This is a genomic window from Stakelama portus, from assembly GCF_003171655.1.
In the GTDB taxonomy this organism is placed as follows: domain Bacteria; phylum Pseudomonadota; class Alphaproteobacteria; order Sphingomonadales; family Sphingomonadaceae; genus Sphingomonas; species Sphingomonas portus.
Genome location: NZ_QFZL01000003.1, coordinates 278,396 through 294,189 on the forward strand (window position 1 = coordinate 278,396; position 15,794 = coordinate 294,189).

Annotated in this window: 19 protein-coding genes and 1 tRNA gene; 10 read left to right on the forward strand and 10 right to left on the reverse strand. The window is 65.6% G+C overall.

The window, feature by feature from the left end:
• A complete protein-coding gene (locus tag DKB74_RS09855) occupies positions 1–513 on the forward strand; it encodes a hypothetical protein (protein ID WP_109807968.1) in 513 nt (170 codons plus the stop codon).
• A gap of 17 nt (positions 514–530) precedes the next feature.
• Here DKB74_RS09855 and DKB74_RS09860 read toward each other — a convergent pair whose 3' ends face one another.
• Positions 531–1,139, reverse strand: a complete 609-nt coding sequence (locus DKB74_RS09860; RefSeq protein WP_109807969.1) for an LON peptidase substrate-binding domain-containing protein — start codon at positions 1,137–1,139, stop codon at positions 531–533.
• Positions 1,136–2,056: a tetratricopeptide repeat protein gene (locus tag DKB74_RS09865; RefSeq protein WP_145960941.1), complete on the reverse strand. Its 921-nt coding sequence runs from the start codon at positions 2,054–2,056 to the stop codon at positions 1,136–1,138. The genes DKB74_RS09860 and DKB74_RS09865 overlap by 4 nt, the downstream gene beginning before the upstream one ends.
• Before the next feature lie 183 nt (positions 2,057–2,239).
• Here DKB74_RS09865 and DKB74_RS09870 point away from each other — a divergent pair.
• The 3 genes from DKB74_RS09870 (at position 2,240) to DKB74_RS09880 (ending at position 4,305) form a co-directional block, all read left to right on the forward strand.
• Positions 2,240–2,314 (forward strand) — tRNA-Gly (locus DKB74_RS09870).
• A 160-nt stretch (positions 2,315–2,474) separates the two neighbouring features.
• A complete protein-coding gene (locus DKB74_RS09875) occupies positions 2,475–3,518 on the forward strand; it encodes an AI-2E family transporter (RefSeq protein WP_109807971.1) in 1,044 nt (347 codons plus the stop codon).
• Positions 3,511–4,305 (forward strand): DUF72 domain-containing protein, encoded by a 795-nt coding sequence (locus DKB74_RS09880; RefSeq protein ID WP_109807972.1) that lies wholly within the window; start codon positions 3,511–3,513, stop codon positions 4,303–4,305. The genes DKB74_RS09875 and DKB74_RS09880 overlap by 8 nt, the downstream gene beginning before the upstream one ends.
• Here DKB74_RS09880 and DKB74_RS09885 read toward each other — a convergent pair.
• The 7 genes from DKB74_RS09885 to hemC all read right to left on the reverse strand — a co-directional run bounded on the left by DKB74_RS09885 (position 4,302) and on the right by hemC (position 9,887).
• Positions 4,302–4,757, reverse strand: a complete 456-nt coding sequence (locus tag DKB74_RS09885) for a GreA/GreB family elongation factor (RefSeq protein WP_109807973.1) — start codon at positions 4,755–4,757, stop codon at positions 4,302–4,304. The genes DKB74_RS09880 and DKB74_RS09885 overlap by 4 nt on opposite strands.
• A 158-nt stretch (positions 4,758–4,915) precedes the next feature.
• A complete protein-coding gene (locus tag DKB74_RS09890; protein ID WP_109807974.1) occupies positions 4,916–5,488 on the reverse strand; it encodes a porin family protein in 573 nt (190 codons plus the stop codon).
• A gap of 181 nt (positions 5,489–5,669) precedes the next feature.
• On the reverse strand, positions 5,670–6,212 hold the full coding sequence (locus tag DKB74_RS09895; RefSeq protein ID WP_109807975.1) for a GNAT family N-acetyltransferase: 543 nt from the start codon (positions 6,210–6,212) through the stop codon (positions 5,670–5,672).
• Entirely contained in the window at positions 6,209–7,393 is a 1,185-nt protein-coding gene (locus DKB74_RS09900) for an acyl-CoA dehydrogenase (RefSeq protein ID WP_109807976.1), read from the reverse strand. The genes DKB74_RS09895 and DKB74_RS09900 overlap by 4 nt, the downstream gene beginning before the upstream one ends.
• A 10-nt stretch (positions 7,394–7,403) precedes the next feature.
• Positions 7,404–8,276 carry a hypothetical protein gene (locus tag DKB74_RS18700; RefSeq protein ID WP_154670831.1) on the reverse strand — a complete coding sequence of 291 codons (873 nt, stop codon included), beginning with the start codon at positions 8,274–8,276 and terminating at the stop codon, positions 7,404–7,406.
• 31 nt (positions 8,277–8,307) lie between these two features.
• Positions 8,308–8,973: a uroporphyrinogen-III synthase gene (locus DKB74_RS09910; protein WP_109807978.1), complete on the reverse strand. Its 666-nt coding sequence runs from the start codon at positions 8,971–8,973 to the stop codon at positions 8,308–8,310.
• Positions 8,970–9,887 carry a hydroxymethylbilane synthase gene (hemC, locus tag DKB74_RS09915; RefSeq protein WP_109807979.1) on the reverse strand — a complete coding sequence of 306 codons (918 nt, stop codon included), beginning with the start codon at positions 9,885–9,887 and terminating at the stop codon, positions 8,970–8,972. Before hemC ends, DKB74_RS09910 begins: the two co-directional genes overlap by 4 nt.
• Positions 9,888–9,927: 40 nt before the next feature.
• Here hemC and tsaD point away from each other — a divergent pair, with 40 nt between their 5' ends.
• The 3 genes from tsaD to DKB74_RS09930 are packed head-to-tail and all read left to right on the forward strand — an operon-like array spanning position 9,928 to position 12,466.
• Entirely contained in the window at positions 9,928–10,956 is a 1,029-nt protein-coding gene (gene tsaD, locus DKB74_RS09920; RefSeq protein WP_109808268.1) for a tRNA (adenosine(37)-N6)-threonylcarbamoyltransferase complex transferase subunit TsaD, read from the forward strand.
• Positions 10,953–11,930: an NAD(P)H-dependent glycerol-3-phosphate dehydrogenase gene (locus DKB74_RS09925; RefSeq protein WP_109807980.1), complete on the forward strand. Its 978-nt coding sequence runs from the start codon at positions 10,953–10,955 to the stop codon at positions 11,928–11,930. The genes tsaD and DKB74_RS09925 overlap by 4 nt, the downstream gene beginning before the upstream one ends.
• Positions 11,927–12,466: a DUF1697 domain-containing protein gene (locus tag DKB74_RS09930; RefSeq protein ID WP_109807981.1), complete on the forward strand. Its 540-nt coding sequence runs from the start codon at positions 11,927–11,929 to the stop codon at positions 12,464–12,466. Before DKB74_RS09925 ends, DKB74_RS09930 begins: the two co-directional genes overlap by 4 nt.
• Before the next feature lie 9 nt (positions 12,467–12,475).
• Here DKB74_RS09930 and DKB74_RS09935 read toward each other — a convergent pair whose 3' ends face one another.
• Entirely contained in the window at positions 12,476–12,643 is a 168-nt protein-coding gene (locus tag DKB74_RS09935) for a DUF1674 domain-containing protein (protein ID WP_109807982.1), read from the reverse strand.
• Positions 12,644–12,713: 70 nt separating this feature from the next.
• Here DKB74_RS09935 and htpX point away from each other — a divergent pair, with 70 nt between their 5' ends.
• Genes htpX through rpe form a run of 3 tightly spaced genes read left to right on the forward strand, consistent with a single transcriptional unit; the run spans position 12,714 to position 15,711 of the window.
• Positions 12,714–13,697 carry a zinc metalloprotease HtpX gene (htpX, locus tag DKB74_RS09940; protein WP_109807983.1) on the forward strand — a complete coding sequence of 328 codons (984 nt, stop codon included), beginning with the start codon at positions 12,714–12,716 and terminating at the stop codon, positions 13,695–13,697.
• Positions 13,697–14,998: an RsmB/NOP family class I SAM-dependent RNA methyltransferase gene (locus DKB74_RS09945; RefSeq protein WP_420822411.1), complete on the forward strand. Its 1,302-nt coding sequence runs from the start codon at positions 13,697–13,699 to the stop codon at positions 14,996–14,998. Before htpX ends, DKB74_RS09945 begins: the two co-directional genes overlap by 1 nt.
• A gap of 53 nt (positions 14,999–15,051) precedes the next feature.
• Positions 15,052–15,711 (forward strand): ribulose-phosphate 3-epimerase, encoded by a 660-nt coding sequence (gene rpe, locus DKB74_RS09950; protein WP_109807985.1) that lies wholly within the window; start codon positions 15,052–15,054, stop codon positions 15,709–15,711.
• The last annotated feature ends 83 nt before the right edge of the window (positions 15,712–15,794 follow it).

Genomic DNA, 15,794 nt, shown 5'->3' on the forward strand with positions numbered 1-15,794 from the left:
TTGCTGACGATTTCCATTCTGATTGCTTTGCTGGGCGCACAATCGGTCGACGATCCGCTGGCGCCGGCACGCGAAGGCAAGCTGCAATGCTATTCGCCCGACACTGCCGCCAAAACCTGTCAGGCGCTGGCGGGCTATGAGCTTGCCGAGGACGGAACATATCGCAACACCGCGACCGTGCTGATCGCGCCGACGCCGGCGGTTACGATGACCACGGTCTCGCCTGTCACGGTGAAGGACGGCGCGGTGTGCGGCTATAATCGCGTCGAGGATCTCGAGGCTTCGGAAATCAGTGTCGACGCTATGCCGATTCCGGAGGCGCAGGCGTCGGCCGTACGCGCGCAGATCATTCAGGCGCTGGCGCCGATGATCGGTCCCGAACTCTGCACGCGCTACACGCCCGATGGCGATGGGTTGCGCGCGGAAGTCAGCTTCGATGGAGTCGCGCGGCCCGAATTCAATACGCGCGTCATCTGGGTTTCGCCGGATGAGGGATATCGCGTCGCGCCCTGACATGCGCTTGGCGCGGATTATTGCAACGTCGCGCTGTCATCTCCGTCATGGCGACCGTAAAACTGCATCAGCTGCATGATCAGCTCGGCGCGGTCGGACAGGCCGTCCGCTTCGAGCAGCGCCTGTTTCGACGCCACGTCGAACGGCGCGATCTGGGCGATGCCGTTGACCAAAGCTTCGTCATCGAGCCGGGACACGGCTTCCCAATCGACGGCATAGCCCTGCATATCGGCGAAACGCCGCGATTCGCGCTCGAGCGAAGCGCGTTCCGCCAATGACAGGATTTCGCTCGTGCCCACCGGCTCCAGCTCGGCTTCGATCTGGCGAAACGGCGTGGCGACATCCAGCTCGCGTAGCACGGTGAAGCGCGCCAGCCCTTCGAGGATGATGTCGAACCGCCCGTCGTCATGCGCTTCGACATCGGCAATCCGCCCGATACAGCCGACATCGAACAATGTCGGCGGCTCGTTGGTATCGCGCGGCTGGATCATCCCGATCCGCCGGTCGCGTGCCAGCGAATCGGTCACCATCGCGCGGTATCGCGGCTCGAATATGTGCAGCGGCAAGTGCATCCGGGGAAACAGCAGCGCCCCGGGCAACGGGAATACGGAAATCCGCGTGCTCATCCGAACAATATGGCGGAAAGTTTGCGGCGCTGCGCCGAAACCCAGGGATCTTCAAGCCCGACCACTTCGAACAGCTTGAGCAGCCGCTCGCGCGCCGCGCCTTCGTTCCACGCCTTGTCCTGCGCAATCATGGCGAGCAGCGTTTCGGCCGCGCCTTCCCGGTCGCCCGCGGCCATCAAGCCCCCGGCAAGCGCATAGCGCTTGTCCATATTCGACGGATCGGCCGCGACTTCGGCCTTCAACCCGGCAAGATCATCGACCGGCGCCGCTTCGGTGGCGAGCGACAGCGCCGCCCGCGCCCGCTCGACCTCGGGCGTCTTCGCCGCGTCTTCGGGCAGGGCGTCGAGCGCCGCCTGCGCTTCGTCGGTGCGGCCCAGCTGCACCAGTGCCCGCGCCTTTCCGGCAACGATGGCGGGGTGTTCGGGCGCCATTTCGGCAATCTGGGTATAGATTGACAGCGCGCGCTCCGCATCCCCTTCGCTCAACACCTGCTCGGCCATGGCGATCAGCGGCTCGATCTCGGCCTGCTGATCGCTGGCGTCGCTTTCGATCGGCAGCTGGCGCAGGATCTGGTCGAGCATCTGGCGATACTGGCTCTCGCTGCGCGCCTGGCTCAGATCGGCGACGGGCTGTCCCTGGAACATTGCATAGACGGTGGGGATCGAACGCACCTGAAACTGCGCAGCGATGAACTGATTCTTGTCGACATCGACTTTCGCCAGCACCACGCCCTTGTCGGCATATTCGGCAGCGATCTTGTCGAGCACCGGCGACAGCTGCTTGCACGGGCCGCACCATTCGGCCCAGAAATCGACCAGCACCAGCTTCGTCATCGACGGTTCGACGACGTCGCGGCGGAATGCCTCGACGGCTTCGCGTTCGGTGGCGGACAATGCGGGCATACCAGGCGTGGCCAAGACGCGCTCCTGTGTGTTGTTCGGTTCCGGAATGGATGGCCCTATGTGGGCGTTCCCGCCGCGCGCGCCAAGCCTTTTCCGATCCTGTGCAGGAAGGGGTTGCCGAAGCCAAAAGCCGGTGCTAGAGGCCGCCGCCTTGCCCCGGCCCGCGTAGTTTCTTCGCGGTGCCGATTCGACGCCAGAGCGGGCGTAGCTCAGGGGTAGAGCACAACCTTGCCAAGGTTGGGGTCGAGGGTTCGAATCCCTTCGCCCGCTCCAGCGATCCGGTGTTCCGGCGACGCTGCGCATCGATGGCATGATCCTGTTTCCGCTGCATCTCCCGGAAATTGTGCGTCGTTGCTGATCGACGCGGGATTCAGGCTGTGCGGCGGTGATATTCGCCATCGCTATCGGACAATTGTCGTGCGATAGCAGGCTCATGGACCCGGCCAACAAGGAAAGCGTCGTTCGCGGTACGTTGATCGTGCTGCTTCTCGTCGGCATCGCGCTGCTGCTGGTGCAGCTTTCGGGGGTGTTGCTGCTGATCTTTGCCTCGGTGCTGATCGCAGTGCTGATCCGGGCGGCGGCGATCCCGTTTCGCAAGCTCAAAATTCACGAAACCCTTTCCGTGCTGCTGGGGCTGGTCAGCATCATTGCGCTGCTCTGGTTCTTCGGCTGGATGTTCGGCACGCAACTGGGCGATGAATTCCGCAGCCTGACGGCACGGTTGCCCGATGCAGTGCGATCGGCCGAACAATGGGTTTCCCAACAGCCCTGGGGCAAGGATCTTGAGCTTTCCAGCCTGACCAGCGCGCTGCCCAATCTGCAATCGCTCGCCGGTGGCGCCTTCAGCTTCGCTTTCGGTGCGATGGGCGCATTGACCAATCTGGTGCTCGTGCTGATCGCCGCCATCTATCTGGCGCTGCAACCCGGCGTCTATGTCCGGGGGATCGAGCATCTCTTTCCCAAGGCGCAGGGCGAACAGGTAACGCGCGCGCTTTCCGCCAGCGGTACGGCGTTGCAACGCTATCTGCTGGGTCAGCTGTTCACGATGACCTTTGTCGGCACGCTGGTCGCGGTGGGGCTTACCATTGTCGGCGTGCCGTCGGCGGCGGCGCTGGGTCTGATCGTCGGGCTGGCCAATTTCGTTCCGATGATCGGGCCGCTGGTCGGCGCGGTGCCGGGCGTGCTGCTCGCCTTCGGCCATGGACCGGAAACTGCGCTGGCGGCGGCGATCGTCTATCTCGTCGCACAGCAGCTGGAGGGCAATGTCCTCACCCCGATCGTTCAGCGCTGGGCGGTATCGATCCCGCCTGCGCTGCTGCTCTTCGCGCTGGCGGGGCTGGGTGCGCTGTTCGGGTTTGTCGGCGTGGTGGTCGCCGCGCCGCTCGCCGTGGTACTCTATACTTTGGTGACGATGCTCTGGACACGCGACACGCTCGGCCATGACGTCGGCGTGCCGGGTCAGCCGGGCAATGGCTGATATCCGGATCGGTATCGGCGGCTGGACCTATGAACCGTGGCGCGGGACATTCTATCCCGATGGCCTCGTCCAGAAGCGCGAGCTCGAATATGCCAGCCGCGCGGTTACCGCGATCGAGATCAACGGCACCTATTATTCGAGCTTCAAGCCGCAGAGTTTCGCCACCTGGGCGGACACCGCGCCGGCGGGATTTGTCTATGCGGTAAAGGCGTCGCGATACTGCACCAACCGCAAAAAACTTGCCGAGGCTGACGCGTCCGTCGACAAGTTTCTGGGCCAGGGCCTGGTCGAACTGGGCGACAAGCTGGGCCCCATCCTGTGGCAATTCATGGCGACCAAGAAGTTCGAAGCCGATGATTTTGCAGCGTTCCTCGACCTGTTATCCGACACGCGCGACGGCGTGCGGCTGCGCCATGCGGTACAGGTCCGGCACGAGAGTTTTCACGTCCCCGAATTCGTGGCGATGCTGCGCGAACGCAATGTCGCGGCGGTATATGCCGATTCGGCCGAATATCCGGCGATGGCCGATGTGACGGCGGATTTCGTCTATGCCCGGCTCGAAAATGCGCAGGAAGAAGAAGCGCAGGGCTATTCCCCCGACGCGCTCGACCGATGGGCGAAAACCGCGCAGCAATGGGCAGCGGGCGGGCAGCCCGAGGGCCTGCCCTATGTTACCGACGAACCGGCAAAAACCGTTCCACGTGAAACCTTTATCTTCATGATCAATGGCGCCAAGGTTCGCGCCCCCGCCGCTGCGCAGGCGCTGATCGCGCGCCTCGACGCCTAGGCGATCGAGAGGATTTCGACCGATTCGGGCCGGCCGCCGAAATCGACCAGCTCGCCCGCCATCGCACCCATTACCGCGCGTGCCAGTGGCGCAGTGAAGGCAAGCAATTCGGCGGCGGGATCTGCTTCGTCATGCCCGACAATGCGGAAACGCTGCGTCTTGCCGTCACGTTTTACCGTTACCAGCGACCCGATCCCGGCTTCGTCGGGTTGCGGCGGCGGTGCGATTTGCGCGGTGGCATGCTGAGTCGCCCAATAGCGATGGCCGCGCGCCAGTTTCTTGCGGGCATCCGCATCGGGTTCGGCGGCGATCGCCGCTTTCAGCGCGGCTTCCTTCGCAGCGATCAGCGCAAGCCCGCGTTCGGTGACCAGATTGGGGCCGACCGGGATCGGAAGCTCGAATTCGGGTTCCTTATGCTCGTCATCGCCTTCGCGGCGAAAGGCGACGCTCATGACACGCTCCGAGCGCCGACGGGCTGGACAGCGACGCGGGCGAGAATGGGCAGGGAAGAAACCGGATGCATCGCTGCGGTATAGCGCAAAGCGCAGGCGCGCGGAAATCGCGGCGATGCGGCCACGGGGGCCATGCCCCGTGGCCGCATGCTGTTTTTTTAAAAGCGGAATCCTACGCCCGCAGCAACCTGGCGGCGCTGCAGGTTGATGTCGTAGAACTTGCCATAATCGGCATAGCTCGCTTCGACCATCGCATAGACATGCGGGCCGACATCGAAGGTGGCGCCGATGGCCCCCTGAACGCCGCTCTTGCTTTCCGACGCGCTGAAGCCGGGAACCGAGCCTTCCATCTCGATGCTGGCATAGCCGACCTTGAGGAAAAGCTGCGAACCCTTGCCGACTGCGAAGCCGACGCGGCCGCCTGCGCTCAGATTGCCTTTTTCGCTCAGGCAGACGCCACCGTCGCACAGTTCGACGCTCGAAAATTCGTAATTCACATACGGGCCGACCGAAAAGTCGCCGGCATCGAAATCGACACCCAGTTCGCCGCCATAGGAAACGGCGCTGCCGATCTTGTACACGTCGCCATCACCGCTGACGGTCGGCGTTTCATATCCGATGCGCGCTTCGCCGCGGAAGCTGATCCCGCCACGAGCGTCATCCTGCGCCTGCGCCGTGAACGGGACGCAGGACACCAGGGCGGCCGCAGCCGCCAACATCTTCAAGTTCATCTATTCCCCCAAATAAACCGCCGAGCGGCGGCGCGGCTTCTTTAGGGCTGGCCAAGTAATTGTCTAGCGAAAACTACAGGGCTACTGCAGAAATAGGCCGGCATATGCATAATCATGCAGCATCTATCTGAAAAACTGTATTTTCAGGTGCGCCGCCTTACCCATAATCGTTGCTGCATAGTCAGGCGCCGGGCGGCTTTCGAACCGGCCTGGGGATTTCGTAGATCACATGCGGCTTCATCTCGCCTGCCATCAGCCGCATATGGATGCCCTCGCGCAATATGCCGCCGATCTTCTCCATTGCCCTGCGCGAACGGATATTGGTTTCGCCGACTGTAAACACCGCCGTTCCCACGAACCGATGGATATGGTCGAGCATCAGCGACTTTATCTGTGCGTTATAGCCGCGGCCCCAATGGCTGCGCGCCAGATAGGTCCAGCCGATTTCGATCTCGTCCGCCTCCGGCTCCCAATTATCAAAGCGACTCGATCCGATCACCGCGCTGGTCGCGCGATCGATGATGGTCAGCGCGCCGCCACTGGCGATCCCGGCATCGAAATAGGCACGGAACACCGGTTCCTGCCAGCGGTCATGCGCGGGATGCACTTCCCAGACCAGCGGGTCGGACGCCACTGCGAACAGCGCATCCCAATCCTCGGCGGTGCTTGGGCGCAGCAGCACCAGCGAACCTTCCAGCGTCGGCTGCCGGTCGGGCTCGTTCAAAACGCCGCAATGCCGGTAATCGCCCGCCCCAGAATCAGGCCATGGACGTCGTGCGTGCCTTCATAGGTGTTGACCGTTTCCAGGTTGATCGCGTGGCGCATCACATGGAATTCTGCCGAAATGCCGTTCCCGCCATGCATGTCGCGCGCGACGCGGGCGATGTCGAGCGCCTTGCCGCAATTGTTGCGCTTCAGGATCGAGATCGTCTCGGGCGACAGCGTGCCCTCGTCGAACATGCGCCCCGCGCGCAGGCATCCCTGCAGCGCCAGCGCGATTTCGGTCTGCATATTGGCGAGTTTCAATTGCACCAGCTGGTTGGCGGCGAGTGGTTTGCCGAACTGCGCGCGGTCGAGCGTATATTGCCGCGCCTGCCGCATGCACGCTTCGGCCGCGCCCATGCTGCCCCAGGCAATGCCATAACGCGCCCGGTTAAGGCATCCGAACGGCCCCTTCAGCCCCTGAACTTCGGGCAACAGCGCGTCTTCGCCGACTTCGACATCGTCCATGACGATTTCGCCCGTGATGCTCGCGCGCAGGCTCAGCTTGCCTTCGATCTTGGGTGCCGAAAGCCCCTTCATCCCCTTTTCAAGAACGAAGCCCTTGATCCCGCCGCCATGTGCGTCCGATTTCGCCCAGACGACGAACACGTCGGCGATCGGCGAATTGGTGATCCACATCTTGGCGCCGTTGAGGCGATATCCGCCGTCGATCTTTTCCGCGCGCGTACGCATGCTGCCGGGATCGGAGCCTGCATCGGGTTCGGTCAGGCCGAAACAGCCGACCCATTCGCCGCTTGCCAGCTTGGGCAGATATTTCGTCTTCTGCGCCTCGGTGCCATAGGCATGGATCGGATGCATGACGAGCGAGCTCTGCACGCTCATCGCCGAACGATAGCCCGAATCGACGGCTTCCACTTCGCGCGCGATCAGCCCATAGGAGACATAGCCGAGCTCCGCGCCGCCATATTGCGCGGGAATCGTCGCGCCGAGCAGGCCCAGCGCGCCCATTTCCGACATGATCTCGCGATCGAACCGCTCTTCCAGAAATGCCGATGTCACGCGCGGCAACAGCTTTTCCTGCGCATAGCCATGCGCGGTATCGCGCACCATCCGCTCTTCGTCGCTGAGCTGCGCGTCGAGCGCGAACGGATCCTGCCAGTCGAACCGGCCCATCTCTGCCATCGGCTATCCTCTATTGTCTCGTTTCTGTCTGAATCGGTGTGGCGGGTGCGCCGGGACCCTGCATCGCGGCAAGCTCGATCTCGCTCAACGCGCGCCGCGCCGCGATATAGCGTTTCGCCGCACTCACCCAGTTTTCCGCATAATCGATGCCGGGCATGTGCGAAACCTCGGCCAGCGCCGCTTCGACCTGGCCGGCGTCGATCATGCGCCGCGCGCGCGTCAGCCGGTCGGCCGGGCGCGGGCTGGGCGACGTTTCCTGACGCAGCACCAGCAAGTCGCCGGTCAGTCTGCGAAACCGGCTGAGCGGCCCTTCGCCGGGCGCGCCGGCGGCCAGTCGCGGCGCGATCGTGTCGAGCGCCAGCCGTAGATCCTCAAGCGTAACCGGCTCGTTGGCGGCGCGCAGGATCGTCGCCACGGCATCGGGGTGGCTGCTGCCGAATCGCGCCCGCAACGGCTCTTCGATCGCTCCGATCGGCAGACCGCGATCGAGAATCCTGCGCGTGGCAAAGGCAATCAACAATCCCTCGGCGCGCGCGGCATAGGCACCGGCAACACGCGAATCGTTGTCGACGGCGGTCAGCCGCCCCTCGATCGTGTCGAGCCGCGTTGCCAGCGCCTGTTCGCGCGCGTTGAGCGTCGCCAGATCGGTTCCGGGCGGCAGTTCGGGCGGCGGGGCGGAAGCTGCCGTTTCATTCCCCGGCTCGGCCGACGCTTCCACCGCTGTCGCGGCACCGTTCGGCCACAGCGATCCGCCGTTCAGCTTTACCAGCCCGGCAAATGCCGCGATCCCGCCCAGGAAAGCCAGCACGGCGATCAACAGCGTCGTCCCCAACGGGGAGAGGCCGCGGGCAGGGGCCAGTACGGAGGGCTCTTCGCGGCTCATGACGTCCTTATCCTCGCGCGACGACAGCCGGTCAATCGGCGAGCGTGCAAGCAGTTTCGATGAGCGACGCGTCAGTCGGCGCATCGGCGATGGCGACTCGCGCCCAACCGCTGCCCGCCGCTTCCCCGGCGGCTGCGGAAATCGCCGCGAGCGCCACGTTGGTTCGTGCTTCTTCGATGATTTCGGCGAGCCGTTGCGCCGCGCGCGGCGAATGGACCAGCGCGACGCTGTTTATCAATTGCACTGCCATGTCCGACGTGATCGGCAGCGGATCGCTGGCATAGACGGTTGCGATTCGCGCAACGATGCCGCCCTCCGTCATGCGCCGGTTGCGCCCGGCAAGGTGCAGCGCCTGCCGAAATCCGCGCCGCTCCCCCTCTGCGATCAAGGCTGCGGCGTCGTCGGTGCCGGTAACGGCGACTGCAAACCCGGCCGCGCGCGCCGCACCGGCGGTCGCGCTGCCCACGGCCAGCACCGGCAGATGTTTCAGCGCCTCGGCGCCGGGGCCCGCATGGCGGACGCCATTGGCGCTGGTAAAGACCAGGCAATCGAAGCGCTCGGTATCGCGTATTTCCCACGCCATCGACCGCGTTTCGAACAACGGCATGCGGATCGCGCGGCGGCCCAGCGCCGCGATCCGCTCCGCCGTGGCGGCATTGCCCGGCTCGGGGCGCAGCACCGCGAGCGGGCGACTCATGCCGCGAACAGCTGGCGGACGCTTTCCGGGGCGCGCTCGAGAAGATCGGCGGCGATCGTGCGGGGAAGCTCGGGATCGTCGGGCGCGCCGGCTTCCTGGGCATGGACGTGCGCCGATCCGTCTTCGGACAGCAATTCGGCGCGCAGCGTCAGGATCGCACCTTCCAGCGTCGCCAGCGCGCCGACCGGCGAATGGCAATCGGCGCGCAGCGCGGCGAGCAGCCCGCGCTCGGCCATGACACAGGCATGCGTCATCGGATGATCGATCGCGGCGATCCGCGCATGTGCATCGCGATCGTCGGCGCGCACCTCGATCCCGACGGCGCCTTGCGAGGGTGCGGGCAGCATCGTTTCGACCGGAATCGGCGTCCCGATGTCATGACGCCCCAGCCGTTCGAGCCCGGCCGCGGCGAGCAAGGTCGCATCGGCTTCGCCCGCCGCCAGCTTGGCGAGCCGCGTATCGACATTGCCGCGAAACAATATGGTTTGCAGATCGGGGCGCAGTTTCTTCAGCTGCGCCGCACGGCGCGGCGAGCTGGTTCCCACGACAGCGCCCTGTTTCAGCGCATCGACCGAATCGGCCCCGACGATCCGGTCGCGGACATCGGCGCGCGACAGCATCGCCGCGATCGTCACCCATTCGGGCCGCACCGTTTCGACATCCTTCATCGAATGGACCGAACAATCGATATCGCCCTGGTGCAAAGCGCGATCGAGTTCCTTGGTCCACAGCGCCTTGCCGCCGATTTCGGCGAGCGCGCGGTCCTGAACCCGGTCTCCGGTCGTGCGGATCGGGACGATTTCGACATGGGCCGGCGTCCAGTCATGCGCCGCGATCAGCGCGTCGCGCACCATATTGGCCTGAACAAGCGCGAGTGGCGAACCGCGCGTACCGATACGAAAGGGTTTGGGCATCGCGGCTTGTGCTAGCGCCGCGCGCCTCTAGATGGAAGCGATGGGTTTGATTCTCGGCCTCGAATCGAGTTGCGACGAAACAGCGGCGGCGCTGATCACGTCGGATCGGCAGATATTGGCGCATCAGCTGGCGCGACAGGATGACCGGCATCGCCCCTATGGCGGGGTGGTGCCCGAAATCGCGGCGCGCGCGCATGTCGAAATGCTGGGGCCGCTGGTCGCGCAGGCGCTGGAGGAAGCCAATGTCGCGCTTTGCGATGTCGATGCCATTGCCGCGACTGCCGGGCCGGGGCTGATCGGCGGCGTCATGGTCGGGCTGGTAACCGGCAAGGCGCTGGCGCTGGCCAGCGGAAAGCCGCTGGTCGCGGTCAATCATCTGGAGGGGCATGCGCTGTCGCCGCGCCTTGCCGATCCCGACCTTCGCTTTCCCTATCTGCTGCTGCTCGTTTCGGGCGGCCATTGCCAGTTGCTGCTGGTCGAAGGCGTCGGTGCCTATCGCCGGCTGGCGACCACGATCGACGATGCGGCGGGTGAAGCGTTCGACAAGACTGCCAAGCTGCTCGGGCTCGGCTTCCCCGGCGGGCCGGCAGTCGAGCGCGCTGCCGAAACGGGCGATCCGCGCGCCGTTCCCCTGCCCCGCCCGCTGGTCGGATCGGGCGAGCCGCATTTCTCGTTCGCGGGGCTCAAGAGCGCCGTGGCGCGGATCACCGATCGCTATGCGAAGGAAGATATCGCTGCGTCGTTTCAGCAGGCGGTGGTCGATTGCCTGATCGATCGCACGCGGATCGCGCTCGGCAAGGCGCCGGACGCAACCGCGCTGGTGGTCGCCGGTGGTGTGGCGGCGAACAAGGCAGTGCGCGGTGCGTTGGAAACATTGGCAGCCGAGCAGGGCAAGCGTTTCGTCGCGCCGCCGCTCTGGCTGTGCACCGACAATGCGGCGATGATCGGCTGGGCAGGCGCAGAGCGCTTTGCCGCCGGGCTTACCGACCCGCTCGATACGCCGGCACGCGCACGCTGGCCGCTCGATCCCAATGCAGAAAAAGTGCGCGGCGCGGGAGTGAAGGCATGACGATCGGCGTAATCGGGGGCGGTGCCTGGGGCACGGCGCTGGCGCAGGCGATGGCGGGCAATGGCAGCGAGGTCCGCCTGTGGGTGCGCGAAACCGACGTCATGGCGGCAATCAACGAAACGCACCGCAATCCCGACTATCTGCCGGGCGTTGCGCTGTCCGAGAACATCACCGCGACCGACGATCTCGCCTGGGTCGCGGAGGTTTCCCCGGTACTGGTGGTGACCCCGGCGCAACATATGCGCAGCGTGCTTTCGGACATGCCGGCAAAGGGGCAGGCATTGATCCTGTGCTCGAAGGGGATCGAGGCCGGCAGCCACAAATTCCTCCACCATGTCGCTGCCGAAAGCGTGGCCGATTCGCCGATTGCCGTGCTGTCCGGGCCGACTTTCGCGCATGAAGTGGCGCAGGGGCTGCCCACCGCCGTGACGCTGGCGGCGGAGAATATGGAGCTGGCGCAGCAATTGGCGGGCGTGATCGCCCGCCCGGCGCTGCGTCCCTATGTGTCGTCCGACGTCGTGGGAGCAGAGATTGGCGGTGCGGTGAAGAACGTGCTCGCCATTGCATGCGGCGTCGTGGACGGTGCCGGTCTCGGTCAGAATGCGCGTGCTGCGTTGATCGCGCGCGGCTTTGCCGAAATGACCCGCTATGGCCTGGCGCGCGGCGCGCGTGCCGAAACGCTGGCGGGGCTTTCCGGGCTGGGCGATCTGGTCCTCACCTGTTCGTCGACCAGTTCGCGGAACTTTTCGCTCGGGGTCGGCCTTGGCCGCGGCGGCAGTGCGGCGGCGCTGATGGCCGACCGCAAGACCGTGGCCGAAGGCGCCTTCACGGCTCCGGTACTGCGCCAGTCGGCTGAGGCGGCAGGTGTCGATATGCCGGTGACGCAAGCGGTCTGCGCGCTGCTCGACGGCGCCGATGTGCGCGAGGTGATCGACGGGCTGCTCAATCGCCCGCTGCGCGAAGAAGGCGTATGAAGCGCTGGGCGGCGCTGCTGCGCGGGGTCAATGTCGGCGGGCGCAAGCTCGCCATGGCGGATCTTCGCGCGATGCTGACCGGCATGGGATTTGCCGATGTCGCCACGCTGCTGGCTTCGGGCAATGCAACCTTCGCCGCCGATGCGCCTGATGCCGCCAAGCTCGAAGCCGCGCTGGAGGCGGAATCGGCGAAAATACTGGGCCTGACCGCCGAATATCTGGTGCGCGACGCCGCCGAAATCGCTGACGTCATGGCCGCCAATCCCTTTCCCGATGTGGCCAAGACGCGGCCGAACCAGCTGATCGTCCTGTTTCATCGCGACCCGTTCGACACCATGCTGCTCGACACGCTGGCAGCACGCTATGACGGGCCGGAACGGCTCAGGGCGGTCGGGCGCGAGCTCTATATCGACTTTCCCGACGGTCAGGGCCGCTCGAACCTCGTCCCCGAAATGACGAAGTGCAAATTCCCCAGGGTCGCGACCGGGCGCAACTGGAACACGATCGGGAAAGTTGCCGCGCAAATCGGAATTTGACCGCGCCGGTCAGAAATCTACCGCGACGCCCTTTTTCTCCCAGTCGCCATAGCGGGTGGGGTCCAGCCGGTCGGGACGTTCGCTGCCGCGACGTTCGGGTGTCGCATCGGGTTCGGGCAGCGGCGGGCTTTCGGACAGATGGGCCGGCGGCTTCACATGGTCGGGGCGCTTGCCCATGGCGGGGTCTCCGGCGAATTGATTTACGGGCACTCGCGCCCCAAATTGGATGGTCAAGGAGTAGCGTCAAGTGAACACGCTTAAAACGACCATGTTGCTCGCGGCGCTGACCGCGCTGTTTCTCGCGCTGGGCTTCACGCTCGGCGGACGTGCGGGTGCGATGATCGCGCTGATGATCGCGGTCGGAATGAACTTTTTCACCTATTGGAACGCCGACAAGATCGTCCTGCGGATGCACCATGCGCGCGAAGTGGATGACGCGAGCGCGCCCGAATTCGTCGGCATCGTTCGCGCCCTGGCGCGGCGCGCCAATCTGCCGATGCCGCGCGTCTATCTGGTCGATGAACCGCATCCCAATGCCTTTGCCACCGGGCGCGACCCGCAACATGCCGCGGTTGCCGCGACGACGGGCCTGCTTCAGATGCTCGACCGCGAGGAAATTGCCGCAGTGATGGCGCATGAGCTGGGCCATGTCCGCAATCGCGACACGCTGATCATGACGATGGTGGCGACGATCGCCGGGGCGATTTCGATGCTGGCCAATTTCGGCCTGTTCTTTCGCGGGTCGGACGGGCGCGGCGCCGGGCTTGCCGGATTGCTCGCCGTGCTGGTCGCGCCGTTCGCCGCGATGATCGTCCAGCTGGCGATCAGCCGCACCCGCGAATATGGCGCCGATCGTGCAAGCGCCGAAATCAGCGGAAATCCGCGTGCGCTCGCCTCTGCACTCGCCAAACTGGCGCAGGGCGCGCAGCGCATCCCCAATCCGGTCGCCCAGCGCATGCCGGCCGCATCGCAGCTCTATATCGTTCCCGGCCTGTCGCGCGGCGACAGCCTTTTTTCGACGCACCCCGATACCGGCAATCGCATTGCCGAGCTTGAGCGGATGGCGGGCGAAATGGGCGTCCCCGAACTGCGCACCCAACGCCGTTCCGACGGGGCCTGGCCCGCGCGGCCCAATGTCGCGCCGCGCGCGTCGGTGCCGCGCACCGGCCGCAGCCGTCGGGTCGCCCGACCCGCGTCGCGCAGCGCGCTCGATCCGTTGCGCCGCGACTGATCTTGGCCCGTCCCGCACCCAAACGCCGGCCGGTGTCGTCGGCCGATGCGCCCGGCGTTCCCGCGCGCCGCGCGGCATTGCGCCTGCTCGATGCCGTGCTTCGACGTGGCCTGGCGCTCGAATCCGCGCTCGATGGCGCCGCCCAGGGACTGCCCCCCGCCGACCGGGGGCTCGCCCATGCGATCGCCGCCGAAGTGTTGCGGCGGCTTTCCGATCTCGACACGCTGATCGACAGCGCGACAGCGCGCCCGCTGCCGCATGATGCCAAGGCGCGCTTCGTGCTGCGCATCGCACTGGCCCAGGCGTTCGGGCTGGGTACGCCTCACCATGCTGCGATCGCGACCGTCCTGCCGCTTGTCGATGGCGGCCCGCGCAAGCTGGTCCATGGCGTATTCGGCACGCTGATGCGGCAGAATGCGGCGTTGCCGGAAATCCCTGCGCTGCCGCCCGGCTTGGCGACGCGCTGGCGTAAAAGCTGGGGCGCGCCGATGGTCGAGGCTGCGGCGCGGGCCATTGCCGCCCCGCCGCCGCTCGACTTGCGCCTGCGGGATGCCGACGACACTGCCTCGCTGGCGGAGGCATTGCAGGCACAATCGCTGATGCCGGGTCATTTGCGGTTGCCCGCCGGGGCTTCGGTGCCCGACCTTCCCGGCTTCGCCGAGGGTCGCTGGTGGGTTCAGGACCTGGCCGCATCCCTGCCCGCGCAGTTGTTGGGAAGCGGTGGCGGGCGCGCCCTCGATCTCTGCGCCGCGCCGGGGGGCAAGACGTTGCAACTGGCGGCGGCGGGGTGGGATGTGACCGCGCTCGACATTTCCGAAAGTCGTCTGGCGCGACTTTCCGACAATCTCGCGCGCACCGCCCTTTCGGCTGAAATCGTCGTTGCCGATGCGCTGCAATGGGAGCCGGAAACGCCGTTCGACGCGATCCTGCTCGATGCGCCATGCAGCGCGACCGGCATTTTCCGCCGCCATCCCGACGTACTTTATCGCGCCCGCTCCGCGATTATCGCCGAAACGGCCGAGCTTCAGGCGAAGCTATTGGCACGCGCGAGCGGCTGGCTCCGGCCAGGTGGACGGATCGTCTATGCGACATGTTCGCTCGAACCCGCCGAGGGAGAGTCGCAGGTCGCGGCGTTTCTGAAAGCGCATCCCGATTTCGCGATCGATCCGGTACAGGCCGGCGAGGCCCCGCCCGAAATCGCGCCCGATCCCGCCGGATGGCTGCGCACGCTGCCGACGATGTTTGCGGACAAAGGTGCGCTCGACGGCTTCTTCATGGCGCGCTTCGTGCGCGCGAACTGAAAAACGCGAATCGCGCATATTGCGGCGAGTCGCGCGCGTGCTAAGGGTCCGCCATGCACGCTGTCCGTATTGCGCCGTCGATCCTCTCCGCCGACTTCTCCCGGCTGGGCGAAGAAGTGCGCGCCATTGATGCCGCCGGGGCCGACTGGATCCATGTCGATGTGATGGACGGTCATTTCGTGCCCAACATCACGATCGGGCCCGCCGTGATCAAGGCGCTGCGCCCGCACACCGCAAAGCCGTTCGACGTGCATCTGATGATCGCGCCGGTCGATCCGCTGCTCAGGGAATTTGCCGATGCGGGCGCCGACACGCTGTCGGTCCATCCCGAAGCCGGCCCGCACCTCCATCGCACGCTGCAGACGATCAAGGGGCTGGGCAAGCGCGCGGGCGTGGTGCTCAATCCCGCCACCCCGGTCGAAATCGTCGATCCGGTGCTCGACATGGTCGACCTGATTCTGGTGATGAGCGTCAATCCCGGCTTCGGCGGACAGAAGTTCATCGAAAGCCAGCTCGATAAGATCGCGGCATTGCGCAAGCGGATCGATGCCAGCGGGCGCGATATCGATCTGGAAGTCGATGGCGGCATTGATCGCGAGACCGCGCCGCGCGCGATTGCGGCGGGCGCCGATGCGCTGGTTGCCGGAACCGCCAGCTTTCGCGGCGGGCCCGATTGCTATGCCGATAATATCGCGGCGTTGAGGGGCGTGTGACGCAGGAACCGCCGCTCAAGCCCGCCTCCGACAGCATCGACGAAGGCAAAAGGCTGATTCGTCTGGGCGGCGATCGCGGGCTG